Raw genomic sequence first — 16,333 nt, 5'->3', positions numbered from 1 at the left:
CTTCGGTGAACCGCGAGACCGAGACGCTCCTGCGCGACGTCGTGACCCGCGTGAAGCGGGCAGTTGAAGACCAAGAATGCCCAGCTGTCGTGTCATTGCAGGGAGACAGATTCCTGACGTTGTCCGACTACGACTATCTCCGTGATGACGCCACGGCGTTGGGGTTCGAGGAAAGGGCCGGGGCGCGGGCCGAGGAGATCCACGCGGTCCGATGGGCGTTGGCCGTGCCGCAGGTTCTGGCCCTCATTGAGGGCGACGTAGCAGCGCGTGCGGTCTCGAACCTGCCTCTCCGAGAAGGGGAAAGAGAAGCCATCACGTGGATGACGTGTGATCTGCAGGACGGGGTGGACTATGGCTTGGTGCCGTACACGCGACGCCCGAGCGGCCATCCCGTGTTCGGTGACCTGGAGGTGTTCACCGTCGCGGTCCGGCCTACCGATTGGATGCCGGGCAGGCATTTGCTGCGCCGCTTCGGGGAGCATGGTGACCTGCGCTTTTAGTACTTACACGGCAGGTCGCGTAGCACCTGCGTAGTCGTCGCCCGGGTATCGGTAGGGCCCGATGCGGATCACCTTTCCCCGGCCGGGTGCGTCGATCATCTGGCCCCCGCCGATGTAGACGCCCACATGGTGGATCCCATTAGGCGTGCGGCCGTAGAAGAGGAGGTCGCCGGGGGCAAGGGCGGACGGATCAGCGACCCTCGGTCCCGCGTCGAACTGTTGCTGCGCGGTGCGGGGCAACGCGATGCCGGCAGCGGCGTAAGCCGCTTTGGTCAGCCCCGAGCAGTCGAAGCCGGCATCCCCTGCGGCCGGGCCATTACCACCCCAGACATACGGGAGGCGCAGTTGCCCTATGGCGTAATTGATGGCCGTAAGCGTTGCAGTACTCGGGACGCCCCGGCTCTCGTGCCGGTACGACTGGGCGACGGAGAGGACTTTCCCCACGTACCAGTCCGCATGGTTGTACGCGAAGATCGCCTGCCGGAGGTTGTGCCCTTCGCGTGCTCCCGCGTCGCAGAGCAGAGTTACGGCGGCATGGATCGCGTCCCGAGGGTTGTACGGGGACGGGATGTGGGACGCAGATTCTGGCAGCGGGTGCCTCGCGGTGACTTGAGCGAAAGTGGAGTCGAGGAATTGCATCGGACCGCGCGCTCCGGCGTAGTTGGCTCCACTCTGGACCCCGGGGAGTGTGGAGCGGCCGTGGTCCGTCTCCACCTTGCCGATCGCGGCGGGTATGGACCAGTCCAGCCCTGGGCAGTCGGTGGCAGCCTGCCGGTAGAGGAACAGGTAGTCCGGCGGGATGTCGGCCATGGCGTGCGCGCTGGGGCGGGCGCCGGGGCCACTGAGCGGCGAGAGGATGCCGCCGGCCCCGGCGGCCGTTGCCACGACGGCCACCAGGGCGGTCCCGACGGTGAGGCAGATCTGCTTGTGCATCGCGCCCTACCACCATCCGTGGCCGGTCCCAGGCTTGGGGCACTGAGGAACTGGCGGTGGCAGCAGCGAGTTGGCCCCGTTGCTCCCGCCGATGTCCTCTTGGGTGGCGGGCAGGAGCGGAAGCTGCGGCCAGGCAGAGAGCAAGGCCGACAGTGGCCGGCGGCGCGAGGCGGGCCCATTGAGCGGAAGCCAGCTGTCCCCCAACGGATCGCTGGCCGTGGGGAGTTCGCCATTGGTCGTGGCCACAGGCACGGTTGCCGGATCGGGCAGCGTGGCGAGGGCCTGTCCGAGCGCGTGGCGGACGCCGGATTCCCTGCGCAGGGTGGGGGTCCAGACGAGCACTGGTGTGACGATGCTGGTGTTCTCGGCGAGCTTCGCATACCGGGGCAGCTTGTCGCCCACGCGCTTGGCTGGCCGTTCCGTTCCGCGGTCGTACTCCAGAAACCACTCCAATTCTCCCGCGGGTGTCCACCAGCGGCCGTACCCGTCCGGACACACGACATCGCCGAAGTGGCGGCGGCAGCGCGCTTCGGACCACCAGGCGACCAGGAACCCGTCGACATCTGCTTGCCGGGACCGGGCTATCAGGGAGGTGAAGACGCCATTGGTGCCGACTGCGTGAGCGAGCAGGAGCGAGTAGGCGATGCTCATCGCGCGCTCGTGGCGGTAGCCGATAGCACGGAGTTCCACACCCTCTTCGCGGGCGAGCACGGTGGCACCGGCGATGTCCAGGATGTAGTGCATGGGGGCGGTGCCGTAGGAGACGAAGGGCTGGAAGCGGTCGACGACCCGCCACATGTACAGCTGACGGAGCCGAAGGTTGGCTGCCCGTACGGAGGGCCAGGCAAGTTCTGCGATCTGGCCGGACGTGAACACCCGGTGTTCGTACAGCATGCGGATCAGCCAGCGGTCGCGCGTCGTCAGTCGCGGGGCGAGGCGTGCGAGGTACTCGCCGGTGACGGCGGCTCGACGGCTGATCCGTTTGGGGCGGCAAGCGCGAAGCGTGAGTGGTGGAACTGCGTTGGTGATCAAGAGAGTTCACCTCCTGGTGAGGGGCGTGCCCGGCGCGGATCCGAAGGACGGGCCTCGATGTTTGGCCCGCTTGTCCGCCCGGCTGCGGGGCGGGCGTTGCGGCGTGCAGCGGCCCGGATGCGTCGGGCCCTGCCTGGTACGGGTGGTGGGAGCGGCATGGTGACCGCGGTGAAGGCCGGCGCCTCGGTGCCGTGCAGGACCGGCCGCACAGCCACGTGGAATGCGTCGAGATTCGAAAGATCGTGAGCGGTGAGGCGGGGCTCGGTGTGGCGCGCCAGGATGCGGGCGTCTTCGGGGGAGGAATTGAAGAAGATCTTGGTGCGGGCGTTGGTGCTGATGCCTTCCTCGAGCTCTCTGGGGAGCTGGCGGAGGTATTGGTGGGCCAGGGTCAGTGAGAGGCGGTATCCGCGGGCCTCGGCGAGCATGTCCTCCAGCGGGTAGGGGAGGTTGAGGAAGTGGTGCGCCTCGTCGATGTAGAGCGAGGCGTCGCGGCGCTGGTCCTGCGGCACGCTGGCGCGGCGGGTGGCTGCCTGCCAGGTGCGGGCGACGACGACGGAGCCGATGAGGTGGGCGGTCTCCGGTCCGAGAGCGCCGCGGGTGACCCGTACGAGGCAGAGGCCACCGCTGTCCAGGAGGTGGTCCATGTCGACGGTCGATGGCCCTCCAGCGAGGGTCTGGCGGACGAAGGGACGCAATAGGAAGCCACGGAGTTTGTTCATCAGGGGTGCGGTGATCTGAGCGCGTGCTGCAGAGGAGAGCTCGTCGTACCAGGACCAGAAGCCGCGCAGGACGTCGTCTTCGGTCTGGACCATCGCGCTCTTGCGGAAGCCGTCGTGGGACAGGAGCTTCAGCAGGTCGGTCAGGAGCGGTGTCCCGGGCAGGGCTCGGAGGGTGAGCAGGCCGGCGCGCAGGATGTCGTCGGTGCGCGGGCCCCAATAGGCGGCGTATACGCGGGAGAAGATCGAGACCAGGTTGTCCACGGTCCGTGCGGTGTCCGCGCCGTCGAGCGGGTTGAGGATCGGCGGATGCCAGCGGCTGTCCGCGTCGAGGAGGACGACCTTGTCGCCGAGGTGCTCGGGCAGGCGGGCGAGGACGTCCATGACGAGATCGCCCTTGGGATCTACAACTACTTGACCGCGCCCCGCCTCGGCGTCGGCAAGGATCATGTGAGCGAGCAGGTGCGACTTGCCGGAGCCGGTGGCTCCCAGCAGGTGGATGTGCTGGCGTGCGTCGGCAGTCCACAGGGCAACGGGGCGGCGACCCGCTGCGTCGGACAGGCCGATCGGCTTGGCCTGTGGCCCGGGCGGCGCGATGCCGGGTGGCGGTGACACGGCCCGGGCTCCGGCGCGTTGCAGGCCAGGGACGGCGACATCCCAGGGCAGGTGCGCGAGCACTGAAAGCTCGACGATGGACCACAAGTCGCCCTTGTCGAGGCGGCGTTCGGCCAGCGCGCGCAGCGCCTTCCGAGGTTGCTTGCGCCGGAAGTAGTTGTGGTCGCTGTAGCAGGCGTAGACGCTGGCGACGGCATGGGCGCGACCTCGAAGCCGGGCGCGGACATCGGTGCGGTGCTCCTCACTGCTGAGGTCTGTGATTGCGTACCGAATCCGTCCCTCGTACGCGCCGCCGTGCTGCTTTGCCACGATCGCTCGGTCTTGTGCGGAGGTCTCGAGCGTTGTCTGGCGATGGCTGGGAAGAGGCGGCGTACGGCGGGCGGATGGCATCCCGGGGGTGACGATGTCCAGCAGACGGCTCACCATCCGCGTTGAATCCTGAGCATGTGCGCGGTGAGCCGATCGTCGTGCCTTGCTCAGCCTGCGGCCGGTCACCGGCCGCGCGAGAACCTGCACGACCACCTGCTCGGAAGGGGCGAGGCCGAACGGTGCGCCGAGCAATGCCCGCAACGGGTCGGAGTTGAAGTCGGTACGCAGCGGAAGGCTCTCGTTGCGGGCCAAGCGGAGCTCGCCGGAGGCGGACTCGATTCGCGAGGCAGTCTGCACCGGCTCTGTCGCGGGGGTTGTACGGGTTCGGGCGCCTGGCCAGGCTGCTTCGACGGCCCGCTCCACCATGCCTGGAGGGACGGAGCCGGGCACCCAGAGTTGGATCTTCGTTGAATCCCGGTTCAGTACGTACTCCCAAGCCAGATGCGGTTGTCCCAGCAGTAGCCGTCGCCAGGCCGGGCGGAGCAGGCCGGTGAGGTGGGACCACAGGGCGAGTGCGCCGGCGGGATCGGCGATCGGCGCGGGAAGGATCTGGATGACACGAGCGCCGTCGGCCATCGCCCGACGGCATCGCAGGCGCCACCACCGCCGGGCGGCGAGCACGGTGCTCAGCAGCAGGACCAGAGCTGGAATGGCCAGCGGACTCCGGGACGCGACGTGATGCAGCAACCACTGCACGAGCGCTACCACGACTCCGTGGGGATCGCGAAGGAACCGCTCCAGCGGTGGTGAACCTTCGCCGATCGCCGAAGCCGGGCAGGCGCGGTCGAGTGCCATGGGCGACCCCCTTCGCGGGGAGCAGAGAGCTGAACAGGCAGCGGCTAGGCGGAATCGAGCGTGATGTGGCCGAAGGCGTCGACCTCGAGGCCTTGTGGCTCAAGGTCGGGCGGGGTCAGGTCAGGAGATGCCGGCGCTTCCTGCACCGTCGCGCCGCCGTCGGCGTACATGGCAAGCTCTGCAGGATCTGTGGTGATGAGGTAGTTCTCGGCCGGTGAGGCGATGCTCTGGAAGGCGACCCGCTGAGGACCAGCGATCAGCAAGCCCTGACCGCGGTCGGCGGTGAGCAGGAACTGCCGTTCGCCATCGGACAGGTTGAAGGTCCGGGCGATCTCGTCAACGACCTGGGGAGCCTGTCGTAGCAAGATCTGGGTAGCGGAATTGGAGACCACCGCCTTGCCCAGATCGCTGCTCAGGACATCTGCCGTGTCCTGGGTGGCGACGGTCAGTCCGGCCCAGTGCTTGCGGCTGGCTTTGGCCATCCGGAACAGGAATTCGGCGCCAGCCGACTGGCGCATCAGCAGCCAGGCCTCGTCCACGACCACCAGACGGGGAGTGTTCAGCGCCGGGTTGGCAACATGGCGCCAGATCGTGTCCAGCGTGAGGAGCGTTCCGATCGCCTTCAGCTCGTCGGGCAGGTCGCGCAGAGAAAAGACGACGAGATGCCCTTCGGGGTGGGTGGTGGTGGGAGCCGAGAAGAGTCCCGCGAAGGCGCCGTGGACGAACGGGTGTAGCCGCGCGGTCAGTTCAGTCCCGCCCTCGGTGTCCGCCAGCACTTGTGCGAGGTCGCGCAGCAGTGGAGCGGGGCGTGTCCAGGTGTGGGGATCCCCGGTGACTCCGGCCTGTTGGTAGGTGGCCACGAGCGCCCGGTCCAGGACGGCCCGCTCGGCGGACGTGAGACTGCTGCCCAGCAAGACGTCGATCACGGTGTGCAGGAACAGCGAGCGTCGGACAAGCGCATCCTTGGGCGCGCTGCGGCGCCCGTCCGGTCGAGTGTGCAGCGGCAGGTCGAACGGGTTGAGGCGTACGCCCTCCGCACCGAGCCGGATGTAGGTGCCGCCGACCGCGGCGGCCAGCCGGGCGTACTCGTCCTCCGGGTCGATCACGTGGACCTCGACTCCGCGGTACAGCGAGCGCAGCAACTCCAGCTTGACCAGGTAGGACTTTCCCGCGCCCGAACGGCCCAGCACGACAGCGTTGTGGTTGTCCTGGGCGAAACGGTCCCAGTGGACCAGGCCCTGGCTGCCGACGTTGTAGCCGTACAGCACACCGGTGGGCGCGCCGGTTGTTATGGGATCGGTCGGCGGAAGATCCGGGTTGGTGAACGGGAACGCGGCGGCAAGGGCGCTGGTGTCGAACGTGCGGCGCAACCGCAGCAGATCCAGGCCCATCGGCAGGCAGGTCACCCAACCCTGAAGACTGCGGTACGTGGCGGGCTTGGCGTCCAGCAACAGGCTGGCCGCAAGCGCGCGTACGGCGGCTGCTTCGTTTGCCAACTCTTCGTCGCTGTCGGCGTGGACGGTGAAATAGAGGCCGACGCGGTACAACTTGCCTTCCCCACGGGCGACTCGGGCCGAGAGGTCGTAAGCGTCCTCGGTCGCAGCCTCAACGTACGGGTCGAGCAGGCGGCCCTTGTCCTGGCTATAACGTCGGCCGGATTCGAGACGGGCGAGTTGCCGCTTGAGGCGATTGGCGGCGGTGACCGGATCGATCGGCTCGATGTGCAGGCAGACGTCCAAGCGGCCGGGATAGGTGAGCAGGGGCTGGAGCCAGCCGGGGTGGACCTCACGCGGATAGCCGGTGATGGCAAATGAGGCGACCCGCTCGGCGCCGATCTCCAGATGACGGGCTTTGACCATCAAGGTGTTAGGGGCGAAGGCGCCGGCGTGGTCGGCTTTTTTGTGTGTCGGCTGGCCCGGCCGTGATGTGCGGCGGTTCACTGAGAGCCAACCCCCTCCCAATGCTGGCGAGTTGTACCGGTGATCACATCGTGGGCTGTAGCCAGGGCAGGCGAGGGTGGGACCAGGCTGTCGGGGTTACAGGCGGTCGCCAGGACGGCGGTCGCTCGAGCGGAGTCGAGAGGGGTTACGGCAATACCGGCCGGACCGAGCAACTCCGAGGCTTCCGCGAGGCGTCGTACCAGCCGCGTTTCGACCGAACGTCGCAGTCCTTCGCTCGGCGCGAAGTCCCGGGGGCGGGACGCGCGCGAAGTGAGGCCGCTGAATGGGGACGAGCTGTCCGCGGGCGATACGGATCGCAGCGGCTCGCGCAGTACCAGCAGCACCTGCCGCTGGAGCAGATTCGCTTCGTGGGCCAGCTGTTGCAGATGCTCGGCGTGCTCGCGTGCGGCCGTTTCCAACCCGGGGTGCGGCAACTGGTCCGCGCACTCCCGTAGCTGGGCGATCTGGGCCGACAGATCGAGACGCTCGGCCCGGACAAGGATCTGCAAGGGGGCGGTGAGGGAGTGCAGGTAACTGCCGAACCCGCTAATGAGCGCCTCCTGTTCGGCAGGCGTGCGGAGTGCGAAGTTCACCGTGCCGCAGACTGCGAGCACGGCCAGCCCGTCCGCTCCCAGGTCGACGAGGCCGGTCTCGGTGACCTCCTTGGCGGGCAATTGCGGTGCAGCAGAAGAGGGCGTGCGCGGTTGCCCGGGTTCGTGGCCCACGACGCGCGCCTGGATCCATGCGGGCGGTTGCGGCAGGCCTTCGGGGGCGGTGATCCGGTAGCTGGGGGCGAGGTGCTGTCGGACGGCGGCCAGGGCCAGCCTGTCCAGGGACAGCCCGTCGCGTCGGCCCAGCGCGAGCAGCGCGGCCGTCGCCGCGAGGGGCAGGGCCACGATGAGGAAGACGGCGATCGGTACGGTGAGGCGGGTCAGTGACCAGAGGCCGTACAGCACGATGCCGGTGACCGTGAGGATGAGGAGTTGGCGTGCGGTGAGGTTCGCCAGCACGGTGTCCTCGCGGTCGACGTCCGAGGGGATGCGTACGGGCTGCGTCATCGCGGATCACCTCGGCGGCGATGCGGGCGCTGGGGCGGGGGCGGTGCGAGGGCTCGTTGGCCGGGGGAGCGGTAGGTGAGGGGCGGCGGGGTGCGCGTGGCGTGGCCGGAGCGCACTGGTGGCGGTGGGGGGACCGGCTGCTGGAAGCGCGGGGAGCCCGCAGGCGTCCGTGGTTGGACGAGAGGGCGTACAGCCGAACTCGAGCCTGGTTCCCGGAACAAGGGCGGTTCGGGGGCCGTGGTCGGCCGGGCCGACGGCGGAGAGGAAGGCGTCCGGGCGCCGTGAGGCGATGGGGTGTGGAAGAGAGGCGGCGCTGTCGTAGCGGCTGCGCGCGGGCCTGAGACAGTCGGCGGCTCGCTCGGAGCGGGTGCGAGGAACAGGGGAGTGCTGGGCGGCCAGCGCCGAGGTCCTGCGGCGGACGGCCCGCCAGGCGAGGGAGGGCCAGGCCGTGGCCGCCGAGGAGGCAGGCCGGGCGGCGCCCCGGGCCCTGCTGGCGGTCGAGGGTTGCCCGTCGACGGTCCCGCGCCAGCCCACGCGGATCGGGCAATCCGTGGCGCCCTCGCCCCGGCGCGCAGTAGCCCGAAAACCTTGTACGCCACTGCGGTTCGGACGATGCGTCCGGTGAAAGAGGGCCGGTGACTCACCCGCGCGGAGGCCAGGATCCAGAATGGGATCTTGAACAGGATGTACAGCAGGGCCAGGACGACGAGTCCGTTGACCAGGCCGTTGCGAACGGAGCCGAACAGGCTCAGATTCCCGGGCGTCAAGAAGATCCGGATCGCGACGACCAGTGCCATGGACTGCGCCACCTGGATGGCCAGCAGGCCGCTGAAGATGCGCCACCACCACCGTGCCACGCCGTCCGTCATCGGCAGCGCGTGGCACATCAGGGCCAGTGGGGCCCCGACCACCAGCAAGATCGTGAGAGCCACACGTACGACATAGGTGACCAACAGCGCGACCAAGAGGCCGATGACGACCCCCCACAGTACGACCTCGAAGATGTCGCTGCCGGGGGCGAAACTCTGCAGCACAAAGTCCCGCAGCGCCGCGCCGGCTGTCTGCTTGTCGAGTCCTCGGCCGGCCACCGCGACCGACAGGGCGTTGGCGAGGTCCACCGCCTTGGCTGCGACGATCAGCGACATGCAGGCCGCCAGGAATCCCAGCGGGATGCGCGGCCCCAACTCCCGTAGGGAGTACTGCGATTGCAAGCTCCCGTGGAACATCAGCACCACTCCGGCTACCATCACCAGCAGCGAGTAGGCAACGATCACGATCTCCCACGAACTCGACCACAGGTGATCCACCTGCGGCAGCGATGAGAGGGAGGGCGTGGTCAGGAGGGTCTCGCTGAGCAGCTTGAGCAACGGGTCGAGCGCCGCGCTGACCAGGGATTCGAAAAACGCATTGAGGGCCGCGGAGATGCCCTTGGCGATCCAGCCGGCCACACCACCGGGATCGCCGGCGGTGAGCATCAGTCCCCCGTCCCGACGATCCCCTTGAGGATCGCCACCACGAGCGGCGCCAGGGCAGCGAGCCCGTAGCCCCAACCGGCGCTCTTGAAGGCCGACTTGGCCTTCTCCACCTCTCCCGGGTCGCCACCGGCCATCAGATAGCGGACGCCGCCCAGGCTGAGGATTACCGTGGCCAGCCCGGCGAGGATGCCCATGATCCAGTTCCGGATGTTGTCCAGGACCTCGTTCACGGACTTCGCCAGGGCCAGCACCGAGCCGGCGTCGACGGCGCTCGCGGAGGTTGCGCCGACGAGACACAGAGCCAGCACGGCTGAACCCACGAACGTCCAGCGGCGAATCCGACCAGCACGCAGTGATGTGGTGCGCCCGGCGACATGGGCCCGGTGCGTTCGCGGGAATTGGGGCCTGCGCATGGGGGCACACCTCCGAGTGCGGTACGAACGATTCGCGGGTCGTCAGGAAACCCCCGCATTAGGAAAGGCCGCGTTTCGCGCTGTTTTTGGACACCAGTTCGCGAAAATTTGCCGTAGAAGTGTGCGGAGGGCAGGAGTTGGTCCGGGCGTGTGCCCGAACTCGCCCGACCTCGGCGCCGGTCCCTGTCCGGCCTTTGCAGGGCCGTGTCCGGCCTCGGAGGAAGGTGACCAGTCGGTCCTCGGCCCGCTGGCGGGCCTTGTAGGCCGCCTGGGCGGCCGTCCCGTGGGAGTCCGCCCAGTCCGCCATGGCCTGGCCGTCCAGCCGGGTGGCGCCGATCAGGTCCGCCTCGGTCCGAGTCAGGACTCCCTCCCGCACCGCCCGCGCCAGGACCAGGTCCGGGTGACCCCACGGGCGTTGCGGCGGGGCCGAGCAGAACCGCGGTGCGACGGGCACCGGTGCGTCCAGCGCCTCGTTGAGTGCGGCGAACCCGCGTCGGTAAGCCGTCCACCGCAGCCGCACCAGCACCCGGGGCCGGTCCAGGTCGACGGTGGCCAGGGCTTCGAGGAACCCTGCCAGTACCTCGGCCTGCATGTCGTAGGCATCCCCGGGGTATCGGGCGGTCAGCCAGCGACTGACCCCGGTGAGGGCCGGCAGGGCCATCCCCACACAGGCCAGGCTCCAGGCCGCCCCCTGCTCCCGTGCACAGCGCACCAGGTGTGCCCACACCGCATCCCGAGTCCTTTTCGGGCAGCGGCGCAGCAGCAACCACCGGCGGACCTCGCCGAGGGGGAGTGGCCGGTTCGGCAGTCCGGCGAAGGGCCGTCCGTCCAGGCAAAGCGGCCTCGGCCCGTCCGCCAGCATCGTGAACCAGGCCTGGGCGGCCTCCAACGGCAGTGGGTCTTCCGGGCGTTGAGGCCGCTGAGTTGCCTCGGCGGTCCGTTGTTCCTTCATGTCGGTCGCCTCCCTCGGGGCCGAAGAAGTGAGGGTTCGAGGCAACCGGGGCGCCGACAAGGAACGACTAAGAAGGAGCTATTTGGCGCGCCGCCACCGCGACGGCCCGTGTGGGCCGTCGATTTGGCGATCCGTTGCCTTGGCGTAGTAGTGGCTTAGCTGTGATCTAGTCGCTGGGTAGTAGTGGTGCTGCTTCCGTTGGATTCGTGGGAGCAGGGTTGTGTCCAAAACAGCGGGATTCGGCGGCCTCTATAGATGGGGGGTGAGTCGGACGGCCGGACCTACTCCGTGCGGCGACAACGGCCAGGGGGGCCTCATGCCGGGTTACGCCAGCTGGGCTGCATGGATGCGTCGCGTGGGAGCCCTGGCGGTGGCCGGGGTGGCCGCCTATGCCTCCTACGTCCATCAGTACGCGTTCGCGCTCCAGGGTGGTGCGGACCGGGCGAGCGCCGCCATCTGGCCGTTGTCTGTGGACGGTTTGCTGCTCCTGGCGACCGCCGCACTGCTCACGCGGCCGGTCCGTACCGATCGCCGCTTCCGCTGGACCGTCTGGCCGGCCTTTTGGTTGGGGATCGCCGTCTCACTCGTCGCGAACATCGCCGCCGCGCCGGCTCTGGCGTGGAAGCCGATGCTGGTCGCGGGCTGGCCGCCAGTGGCGCTGCTGCTGGCGGTGGAACTCCTGGCCCGTGGTCAGGGCCAAGAAGTGAACACCTCAGCCGGTGGCGGCCAAGGAGCCGTCATGGCGGAGGCTGTCGATCCCTTGCTCGACCAGGCGCGCCAGGTGGATGCCCGGCACCGTGAGGCGTATCAGCGTCCGGTTTCGGCCGAGTCGTTGCGCAAAGCGCTGCATGTCGGGACCGAACGCTCGAGGCACCTAGTGAGGTTGATACGCGCGGGGCAGAACGGCGACATCGTGCAGTCCTGAGTGTGCCTTCGCCTGCAGCACCATGCTACGGCGAGGTGGGCCGGTGCGGGGAGCGGAGTACGAGCAGGGTGATCTCGCTGGGGGCGAAGACGCGGAACGGCGGGCCCCAGAAGCCGGTGCCGCGGCTGGTGTAGAGGAGGGTGCGGGTGCCGTGGTGGGTGAGGCCGGCGAGGGCGGGCTGGTCGATGCGGACCAGGTGGTGGAAGGGCCAGATCTGGCCGCCGTGGGTGTGGCCGGAGAGTTGGAGGTCGACGCCGTCGGCTGCCGCCCGGTCGACGAACTTGGGCTGGTGGGCCAGGAGCAGGACGGGTAGGTCGGGGTCGGCGCCGTTCAAAGCTCCGGCGAGGTGGGCGCGGTGGCCTGGCAGGCCGGAGGACTCGGCGGTGACGTCGTCCACGCCGGCGACCACGAGGGTGTCGCCGCCGCGTTCGAGCAGCAGATGGCGGTTGCGCAGCGGCTCCCAGCCCAGCTCGCCCATCAGGTCGACCCAGCCCTGGGCCTCGCTGTAGTACTCGTGGTTGCCGGTGACGTACACACGGCCCCAGGTGGCCTGCACGGTACCGAGTGGGACGGCCTGGGCGCGGCGGCGTTCGGCCGTGCCGTCCGCGATGTCGCCGGTGTGGCAGACCAGGTCGGCTTCCAGAGTGTTCACCGTCTCGCACACCCGCGCCGACCAGCGAGTGCGATCGAGCGGGCCGTAGTGGGTGTCGGTGATGAGGACGACGCGGAGGCCGTCCAACCCCGCACCCAGCCGTGGGAGTTGCACGTCGAGGCGGCGCACCCGTGGCACGCGGCGGGCCTCGGCGTACCCCCAGGCGAGCAGTACGGCGGTTGTGCCGAGGACGGCCCAAGTGACGATTCGGGCCCGGTCCTGACTCTCACCGACGCCGGCCACGGTCAGGGCGAGCCGCAAGAGGACACCGAGCAGAACGGACCAGGTGAACAGAACCCAGCTGGTGCCCAGCAGGGTGTCGCCGACTATCGCCGTCCGGTCCTGCTGGCGTCGACCGTGGCCGCGCACCATCGCGAGCGGCATACCGACGAGGCCGAGGGCGAACAGGGCGGTGCCGACCAGCGTGACCGGCAGCGGCCAGTGCTGGCCGGTGTACAGGAGCACCCAGCAGGGCACGGCCCACAGCAGGACGGGGGCGATCAGGGGGATGTAGCGCATCAGGCGGAGCAGTCGGCTCTGCCGCGGAGCTTGCACTTCGCTGTCGGCGGGTCGGGTGTCGCTGGTGTCGGTCACGCTTCCCCTCTCGGACCGGGCTGCCGTCTCGCGCACTGTATCCGGTCGTCCTCGGGCCGGCCGGACGGGCGTTCATAAGTGCGGCGCTGTGGGGCGAAGGGTGGGGGACCCCGCGGAGCAGCGGGGTGTAACGGGCGTGCGGGCTGGTAAGTCCCGGGACTTGCTCGGCGAACGTCACTGCTGAACAACGGGAGTTGAGGCCCTTGAAGCGCCGCACCACCGACAGGACGTACTTCAGCCGATGGTCAGCGAGTGGCGGTGTCGGCGGCCAGGTCGTCCGCGTGCTCGCCGGTGACCAGGTAGACGACACGGCGGGCGACGGAGACGGCGTGGTCGGCGAAGCGTTCGTAGTAGCGGCCGACCAGGGTGACGTCGACGGCCGTCTCCACCCCGTGGTGCCAGCGGTCGTCCATCAGGTGCTGGAAGATCATGCGGTGCAGCTCGTCCATGCGGTCGTCGTCGTTCTCCAGCTGCAGCGCGGCGTCGATGTCGTGGGTGATGAGCACCTCGGCGGCCTGTGCCATCAGCCGCTGGGCGAGCTGGCCCATCTCCAGGATCGTGCGGCGCAGATCCCGCGGCACGGCGTGCTGGGGATACCGCCGCCGGGCCACACCGGCGACATGCTGGGCCAGGACTCCGCAGCGCTCGAGTTCCGCACTCATCCGCAGGGAGGTGACCACCACCCGAAGATCGGTGGCGACCGGCTGCTGGCGGGCCAGCACGGCGATCGCCTGGCTCTCCAGATCCCGTTGCATGTCCTCGGCCCGCTCCTCGATGGAGATCACGCTCTCCGCGAGCTGAAGGTCAGCGTCCAGCAGGGCGCTGGTCGCGCGCCCCATGGCCGAACCGACCAGGTTCGCCATCTCCACCAGGGCCTCGCTGATCGAATCCAGCTCCTTGTGGTACGACTCCCGCATCCGTCCTCGTCCCCTGTCCTCGGTCTGCCTGCACCAGCTGCCAGATTCGCACACGGTGGTGGCCGGGTGTCCGCGGGAGGCGCGTCAGCATCGAGGCGGTAGCCGGTGACGATCTCGGCGGCGAAGCGGATGACCCGGTCCGTGTCAGGGTGCGCGGGTGGCCGTCGTCGACGCGCTGGAGGCGCGTCGAAGAGGTCAGGCCGCCGAGTTCGCCGCAGTTCCGGAGACCGGTTTGATGTGGGCGAAGGCGCTGCGGGCGTTCCAGGTGGGGAACGCCCGTACCAGCCACGAGGGGCCGTGGAGCTGGATGCGGCGGTCGCGGACGGCTGCGGCCCAGGTCTGCCGGCCGGCGTGCCACCTGACGAAGGCTTCGGCTTCCGCCGTGATGTAGAGGTCCTCGTCGAGACCGGGGTACGTCTTGCAGATCTCAGTGTCTCCGTGCTCGATCAGCAGCCAGTACCGCTCGTGGCGCGGTCGGCCGGTGAAATCGAAGCGGATGACGACGCGCTGCTCCGGGAGCCGGTCCCGACGGAGCATGTTGCACATCGACCAGAGCGCCACAAAGGGATCGAGGTGCTCGGGGGCGATCTCGAGCCAGGCGGCACCCCACTCGCCGAGTGACACGCAGACCTTGAAGAGGTCGTGACCGGCGGGTGTGAGCTCGTAATGGCGTCCGCGTCCGTCGGGCTTGGGCGCCGACTCGACGATGCCGAGTCGTTCGAGCTGTTTGAGCCGCCCGGAGAGCAGGGTGCGGGAGAGCCCGGGCGCGCCCTGCAGGATCTCACCGAAGCTTCCGCAGCCGAGATACAGGTTGCGGATGATCAGCGGCGTCCAGCGCTCGGCGAAGATCTCGGCGCCGCGGGCGATGGGGCAGTACTGGCCATAGCTCCGCACGGCACCAGTGTCCCACCGCTGCCCGCGGCGCCGTGGTCCAGATTCTTGACTTCACGGCCGCGGGCCCCGGTGATGCGATGGATGTCGAGCGAGGAGGCGATCGCCATGGAGATCGATGGGTTCCGGGGCGAGCTGATTACCGCTGATCACGCCGACTACGACACCGCACGAGCGGTGTGGAACGGCGCCGTCGACCGGCGCCCCGGGCTGATCGCCCGATGCGGCGGGAGCGCCGACGTGGCCGCGGCCGTGCGCTTCGCCCGCGACCACGACCTGGAAATCGCGGTTCGGGGCGGAGGCCACAACGTGGCCGGCACCGCGGTGTGCGACGACGGGTTCGTGATCGACCTTTCGGCGATGCGGGCCGTGTGGGTCGATCCCGTGCACCGCACCGCCCGGGCGCAGGGCGGTGCGCTGTGGGGCGATGTCGACCACGAGACACAGGCCCACGCGCTGGCCACCACCGGCGGCATCGTGAGCCACACCGGCGTCGCCGGGCTCACCCTCGGCGGCGGCATCGGCTTCCTCATGCGCACACACGGGCTCACCGTCGACAACCTCCTGGCCGCCGAGGTGGTGACCGCCGAGGGCGACATCGTGCGGGCATCCGCCGACGAACACCCCGATCTGTTCTGGGCGCTGCGAGGCGGCGGCGGCAACTTCGGCGTCGTCAGCTCGTTCCGGTTCGCTCTGCATCCCGTCGGCCCGACCGTGCTGGCCGGCCCCGTCTTCTGGGCCGCCGACGACACCACCGAAGTGCTGCGCTTCTACCGGGACTTCGCCGGCGAGGCACCCGACGAGCTCGGTACCGTCGTGCGGCTCGGCGCCGTCCCCCCATTGCCGGCCATCCCCGAGGATCTGCACTGGCGGCCGGCCATCGCCGTCATCTGCTGCTACGCCGGCGCCGTCGAGGACGCCGAGCGGACGGTGCGGGCCCTGCGGCGGTTCGGGACGCCGCTCGTCGACCTTCTCGCACCCACTCCGTACGCCGCCTTCCAGGCCGCCACCGACGACACCGTCCTTCACGGGTGGCACTACTACTGGAAGTCCACCAACCTCGCCGGGCTCTCCGACGACACCATCGCCGTCATCGCCGACCACGCATACGCCGCCCGCTCGCCCCGGTCGTACTCCGCGATGTTCCACATGGGTGGCGCCGTCGCCCGCGTCCCCCAGGACGCCACCGCCTACGCCGGTCGCGATGTGGCCCACAACATCATCATCGACGGCGTGTGGCTCCCTGCCGAGTCCGACAAGCACGCCGCTGCCGAGACCGCCTGGGCGCGGCGATTCCTCCAGGCCCTCCAACCGCACCGCGCCACCGGCGTCTACGTCAACTTCCTCGACTCCGACGACGACACCGGCCGCGTCCGCGAAGCCTACGGCGATCGCACCTACCGGCGACTCGCCGAGGTCAAGGCCAAGTACGACCCCGACAACGCCTTCCACCACAACAAGAACATCCGCCCCGGTTGAGCATGGCCGGAAGGCGCGCTCGGGGAGGACGGCGCACCGCCACCGAGCCAACTGCGGTGCCTTCCGGTCCTTACGCC

14 protein-coding genes are annotated in these 16,333 nt (G+C 69.2%); 3 read left to right on the top strand and 11 right to left on the bottom strand.

The window, feature by feature from the left end; all coding sequences use genetic code 11:
* Window positions 1-5: 5 nt before the first annotated feature.
* Window positions 6-500: a hypothetical protein gene (locus ACFY1L_RS42755; protein WP_388837654.1), complete on the top strand. Its 495-nt coding sequence runs from the start codon at window positions 6-8 to the stop codon at window positions 498-500.
* A 3-nt stretch (window positions 501-503) separates the two neighbouring features.
* Here the strand turns inward: ACFY1L_RS42755 and ACFY1L_RS42750 are convergent, their stop codons facing one another.
* Genes ACFY1L_RS42750 through ACFY1L_RS42715 form a run of 8 tightly spaced genes read right to left on the bottom strand, consistent with a single transcriptional unit; the run spans window position 504 to window position 10,798 of the window.
* Window positions 504-1,433, bottom strand: a complete 930-nt coding sequence (locus ACFY1L_RS42750; protein ID WP_388837651.1) for an NlpC/P60 family protein — start codon at window positions 1,431-1,433, stop codon at window positions 504-506.
* Window positions 1,434-1,439: 6 nt separating this feature from the next.
* Entirely contained in the window at window positions 1,440-2,465 is a 1,026-nt protein-coding gene (locus ACFY1L_RS42745; protein WP_388837648.1) for a replication-relaxation family protein, read from the bottom strand.
* Complete coding sequence (locus tag ACFY1L_RS42740; RefSeq protein WP_388837645.1) at window positions 2,462-4,960, bottom strand: type IV secretory system conjugative DNA transfer family protein; 2,499 nt, start codon at window positions 4,958-4,960, stop codon at window positions 2,462-2,464. The genes ACFY1L_RS42745 and ACFY1L_RS42740 overlap by 4 nt, the downstream gene beginning before the upstream one ends.
* A gap of 44 nt (window positions 4,961-5,004) precedes the next feature.
* Window positions 5,005-6,900, bottom strand: coding sequence for a VirB4 family type IV secretion system protein (locus ACFY1L_RS42735; RefSeq protein ID WP_388837642.1), 1,896 nt, complete (start codon window positions 6,898-6,900; stop codon window positions 5,005-5,007).
* A complete protein-coding gene (locus ACFY1L_RS42730; RefSeq protein WP_388837639.1) occupies window positions 6,897-7,958 on the bottom strand; it encodes a PrgI family protein in 1,062 nt (353 codons plus the stop codon). Before ACFY1L_RS42730 ends, ACFY1L_RS42735 begins: the two co-directional genes overlap by 4 nt.
* Entirely contained in the window at window positions 7,955-9,433 is a 1,479-nt protein-coding gene (locus ACFY1L_RS42725; protein ID WP_388837636.1) for a hypothetical protein, read from the bottom strand. The genes ACFY1L_RS42730 and ACFY1L_RS42725 overlap by 4 nt, the downstream gene beginning before the upstream one ends.
* Window positions 9,433-9,846, bottom strand: a complete 414-nt coding sequence (locus tag ACFY1L_RS42720) for a pilin (RefSeq protein ID WP_388837633.1) — start codon at window positions 9,844-9,846, stop codon at window positions 9,433-9,435. The genes ACFY1L_RS42725 and ACFY1L_RS42720 overlap by 1 nt, the downstream gene beginning before the upstream one ends.
* A gap of 58 nt (window positions 9,847-9,904) precedes the next feature.
* On the bottom strand, window positions 9,905-10,798 hold the full coding sequence (locus ACFY1L_RS42715; RefSeq protein WP_388837630.1) for a hypothetical protein: 894 nt from the start codon (window positions 10,796-10,798) through the stop codon (window positions 9,905-9,907).
* Between the two features lie 346 nt (window positions 10,799-11,144).
* On the opposite strand from ACFY1L_RS42715, the gene ACFY1L_RS42710 reads away from it, so the two are divergent.
* Window positions 11,145-11,723, top strand: a complete 579-nt coding sequence (locus tag ACFY1L_RS42710; RefSeq protein ID WP_388837787.1) for a DUF2637 domain-containing protein — start codon at window positions 11,145-11,147, stop codon at window positions 11,721-11,723.
* A 25-nt stretch (window positions 11,724-11,748) separates the two neighbouring features.
* On the opposite strand, the gene ACFY1L_RS42705 is transcribed toward ACFY1L_RS42710, so the two are convergent.
* The 3 genes from ACFY1L_RS42705 to ACFY1L_RS42695 form a co-directional block, all read right to left on the bottom strand.
* Window positions 11,749-12,969: a metallophosphoesterase gene (locus ACFY1L_RS42705; RefSeq protein ID WP_388837627.1), complete on the bottom strand. Its 1,221-nt coding sequence runs from the start codon at window positions 12,967-12,969 to the stop codon at window positions 11,749-11,751.
* Window positions 12,970-13,214: 245 nt separating this feature from the next.
* On the bottom strand, window positions 13,215-13,886 hold the full coding sequence (gene phoU / locus ACFY1L_RS42700) for a phosphate signaling complex protein PhoU (protein WP_388837624.1): 672 nt from the start codon (window positions 13,884-13,886) through the stop codon (window positions 13,215-13,217).
* A gap of 195 nt (window positions 13,887-14,081) precedes the next feature.
* The gene (locus ACFY1L_RS42695; protein ID WP_388837621.1) at window positions 14,082-14,780 is read right to left on the bottom strand and encodes a winged helix-turn-helix transcriptional regulator; all 699 of its coding nucleotides are present in this window, start codon (window positions 14,778-14,780) and stop codon (window positions 14,082-14,084) included.
* Between the two features lie 105 nt (window positions 14,781-14,885).
* Between ACFY1L_RS42695 and ACFY1L_RS42690 the strand changes: the two genes are divergently transcribed.
* A complete protein-coding gene (locus tag ACFY1L_RS42690; protein WP_388837618.1) occupies window positions 14,886-16,256 on the top strand; it encodes an FAD-binding oxidoreductase in 1,371 nt (456 codons plus the stop codon).
* Window positions 16,257-16,333: the final 77 nt, after the last annotated feature.

This window comes from Streptomyces sp. NPDC001663 (assembly GCF_042893105.1).
Taxonomy (GTDB): Bacteria; Actinomycetota; Actinomycetes; order Streptomycetales; family Streptomycetaceae; genus Streptomyces.
The sequence above is the reverse complement of the archived record's forward strand: the minus strand, read 5'-3'. Positions and strand labels throughout refer to the sequence as shown.

What these genes read in the sequence shown, in the direction of transcription:
- ACFY1L_RS42750 (WP_388837651.1), bottom strand. Translation starts at nt 1,433, where the DNA reads ATGCACAAGCAGATCTGCCTCACCGTCGGGACCGCCCTGGTGGCCGTC.
- ACFY1L_RS42740 (WP_388837645.1), bottom strand. Translation starts at nt 4,960, where the DNA reads ATGGCACTCGACCGCGCCTGCCCGGCTTCGGCGATCGGCGAAGGTTCA.
- ACFY1L_RS42730 (WP_388837639.1), bottom strand. Translation starts at nt 7,958, where the DNA reads ATGACGCAGCCCGTACGCATCCCCTCGGACGTCGACCGCGAGGACACC.
- ACFY1L_RS42725 (WP_388837636.1), bottom strand. Translation starts at nt 9,433, where the DNA reads ATGCTCACCGCCGGCGATCCCGGTGGTGTGGCCGGCTGGATCGCCAAG.
- ACFY1L_RS42720 (WP_388837633.1), bottom strand. Translation starts at nt 9,846, where the DNA reads ATGCGCAGGCCCCAATTCCCGCGAACGCACCGGGCCCATGTCGCCGGG.
- ACFY1L_RS42715 (WP_388837630.1), bottom strand. Translation starts at nt 10,798, where the DNA reads ATGAAGGAACAACGGACCGCCGAGGCAACTCAGCGGCCTCAACGCCCG.
- ACFY1L_RS42710 (WP_388837787.1), top strand. Translation starts at nt 11,145, where the DNA reads ATGCGTCGCGTGGGAGCCCTGGCGGTGGCCGGGGTGGCCGCCTATGCC.
- phoU (WP_388837624.1), bottom strand. Translation starts at nt 13,886, where the DNA reads ATGCGGGAGTCGTACCACAAGGAGCTGGATTCGATCAGCGAGGCCCTG.
- ACFY1L_RS42690 (WP_388837618.1), top strand. Translation starts at nt 14,886, where the DNA reads ATGGAGATCGATGGGTTCCGGGGCGAGCTGATTACCGCTGATCACGCC.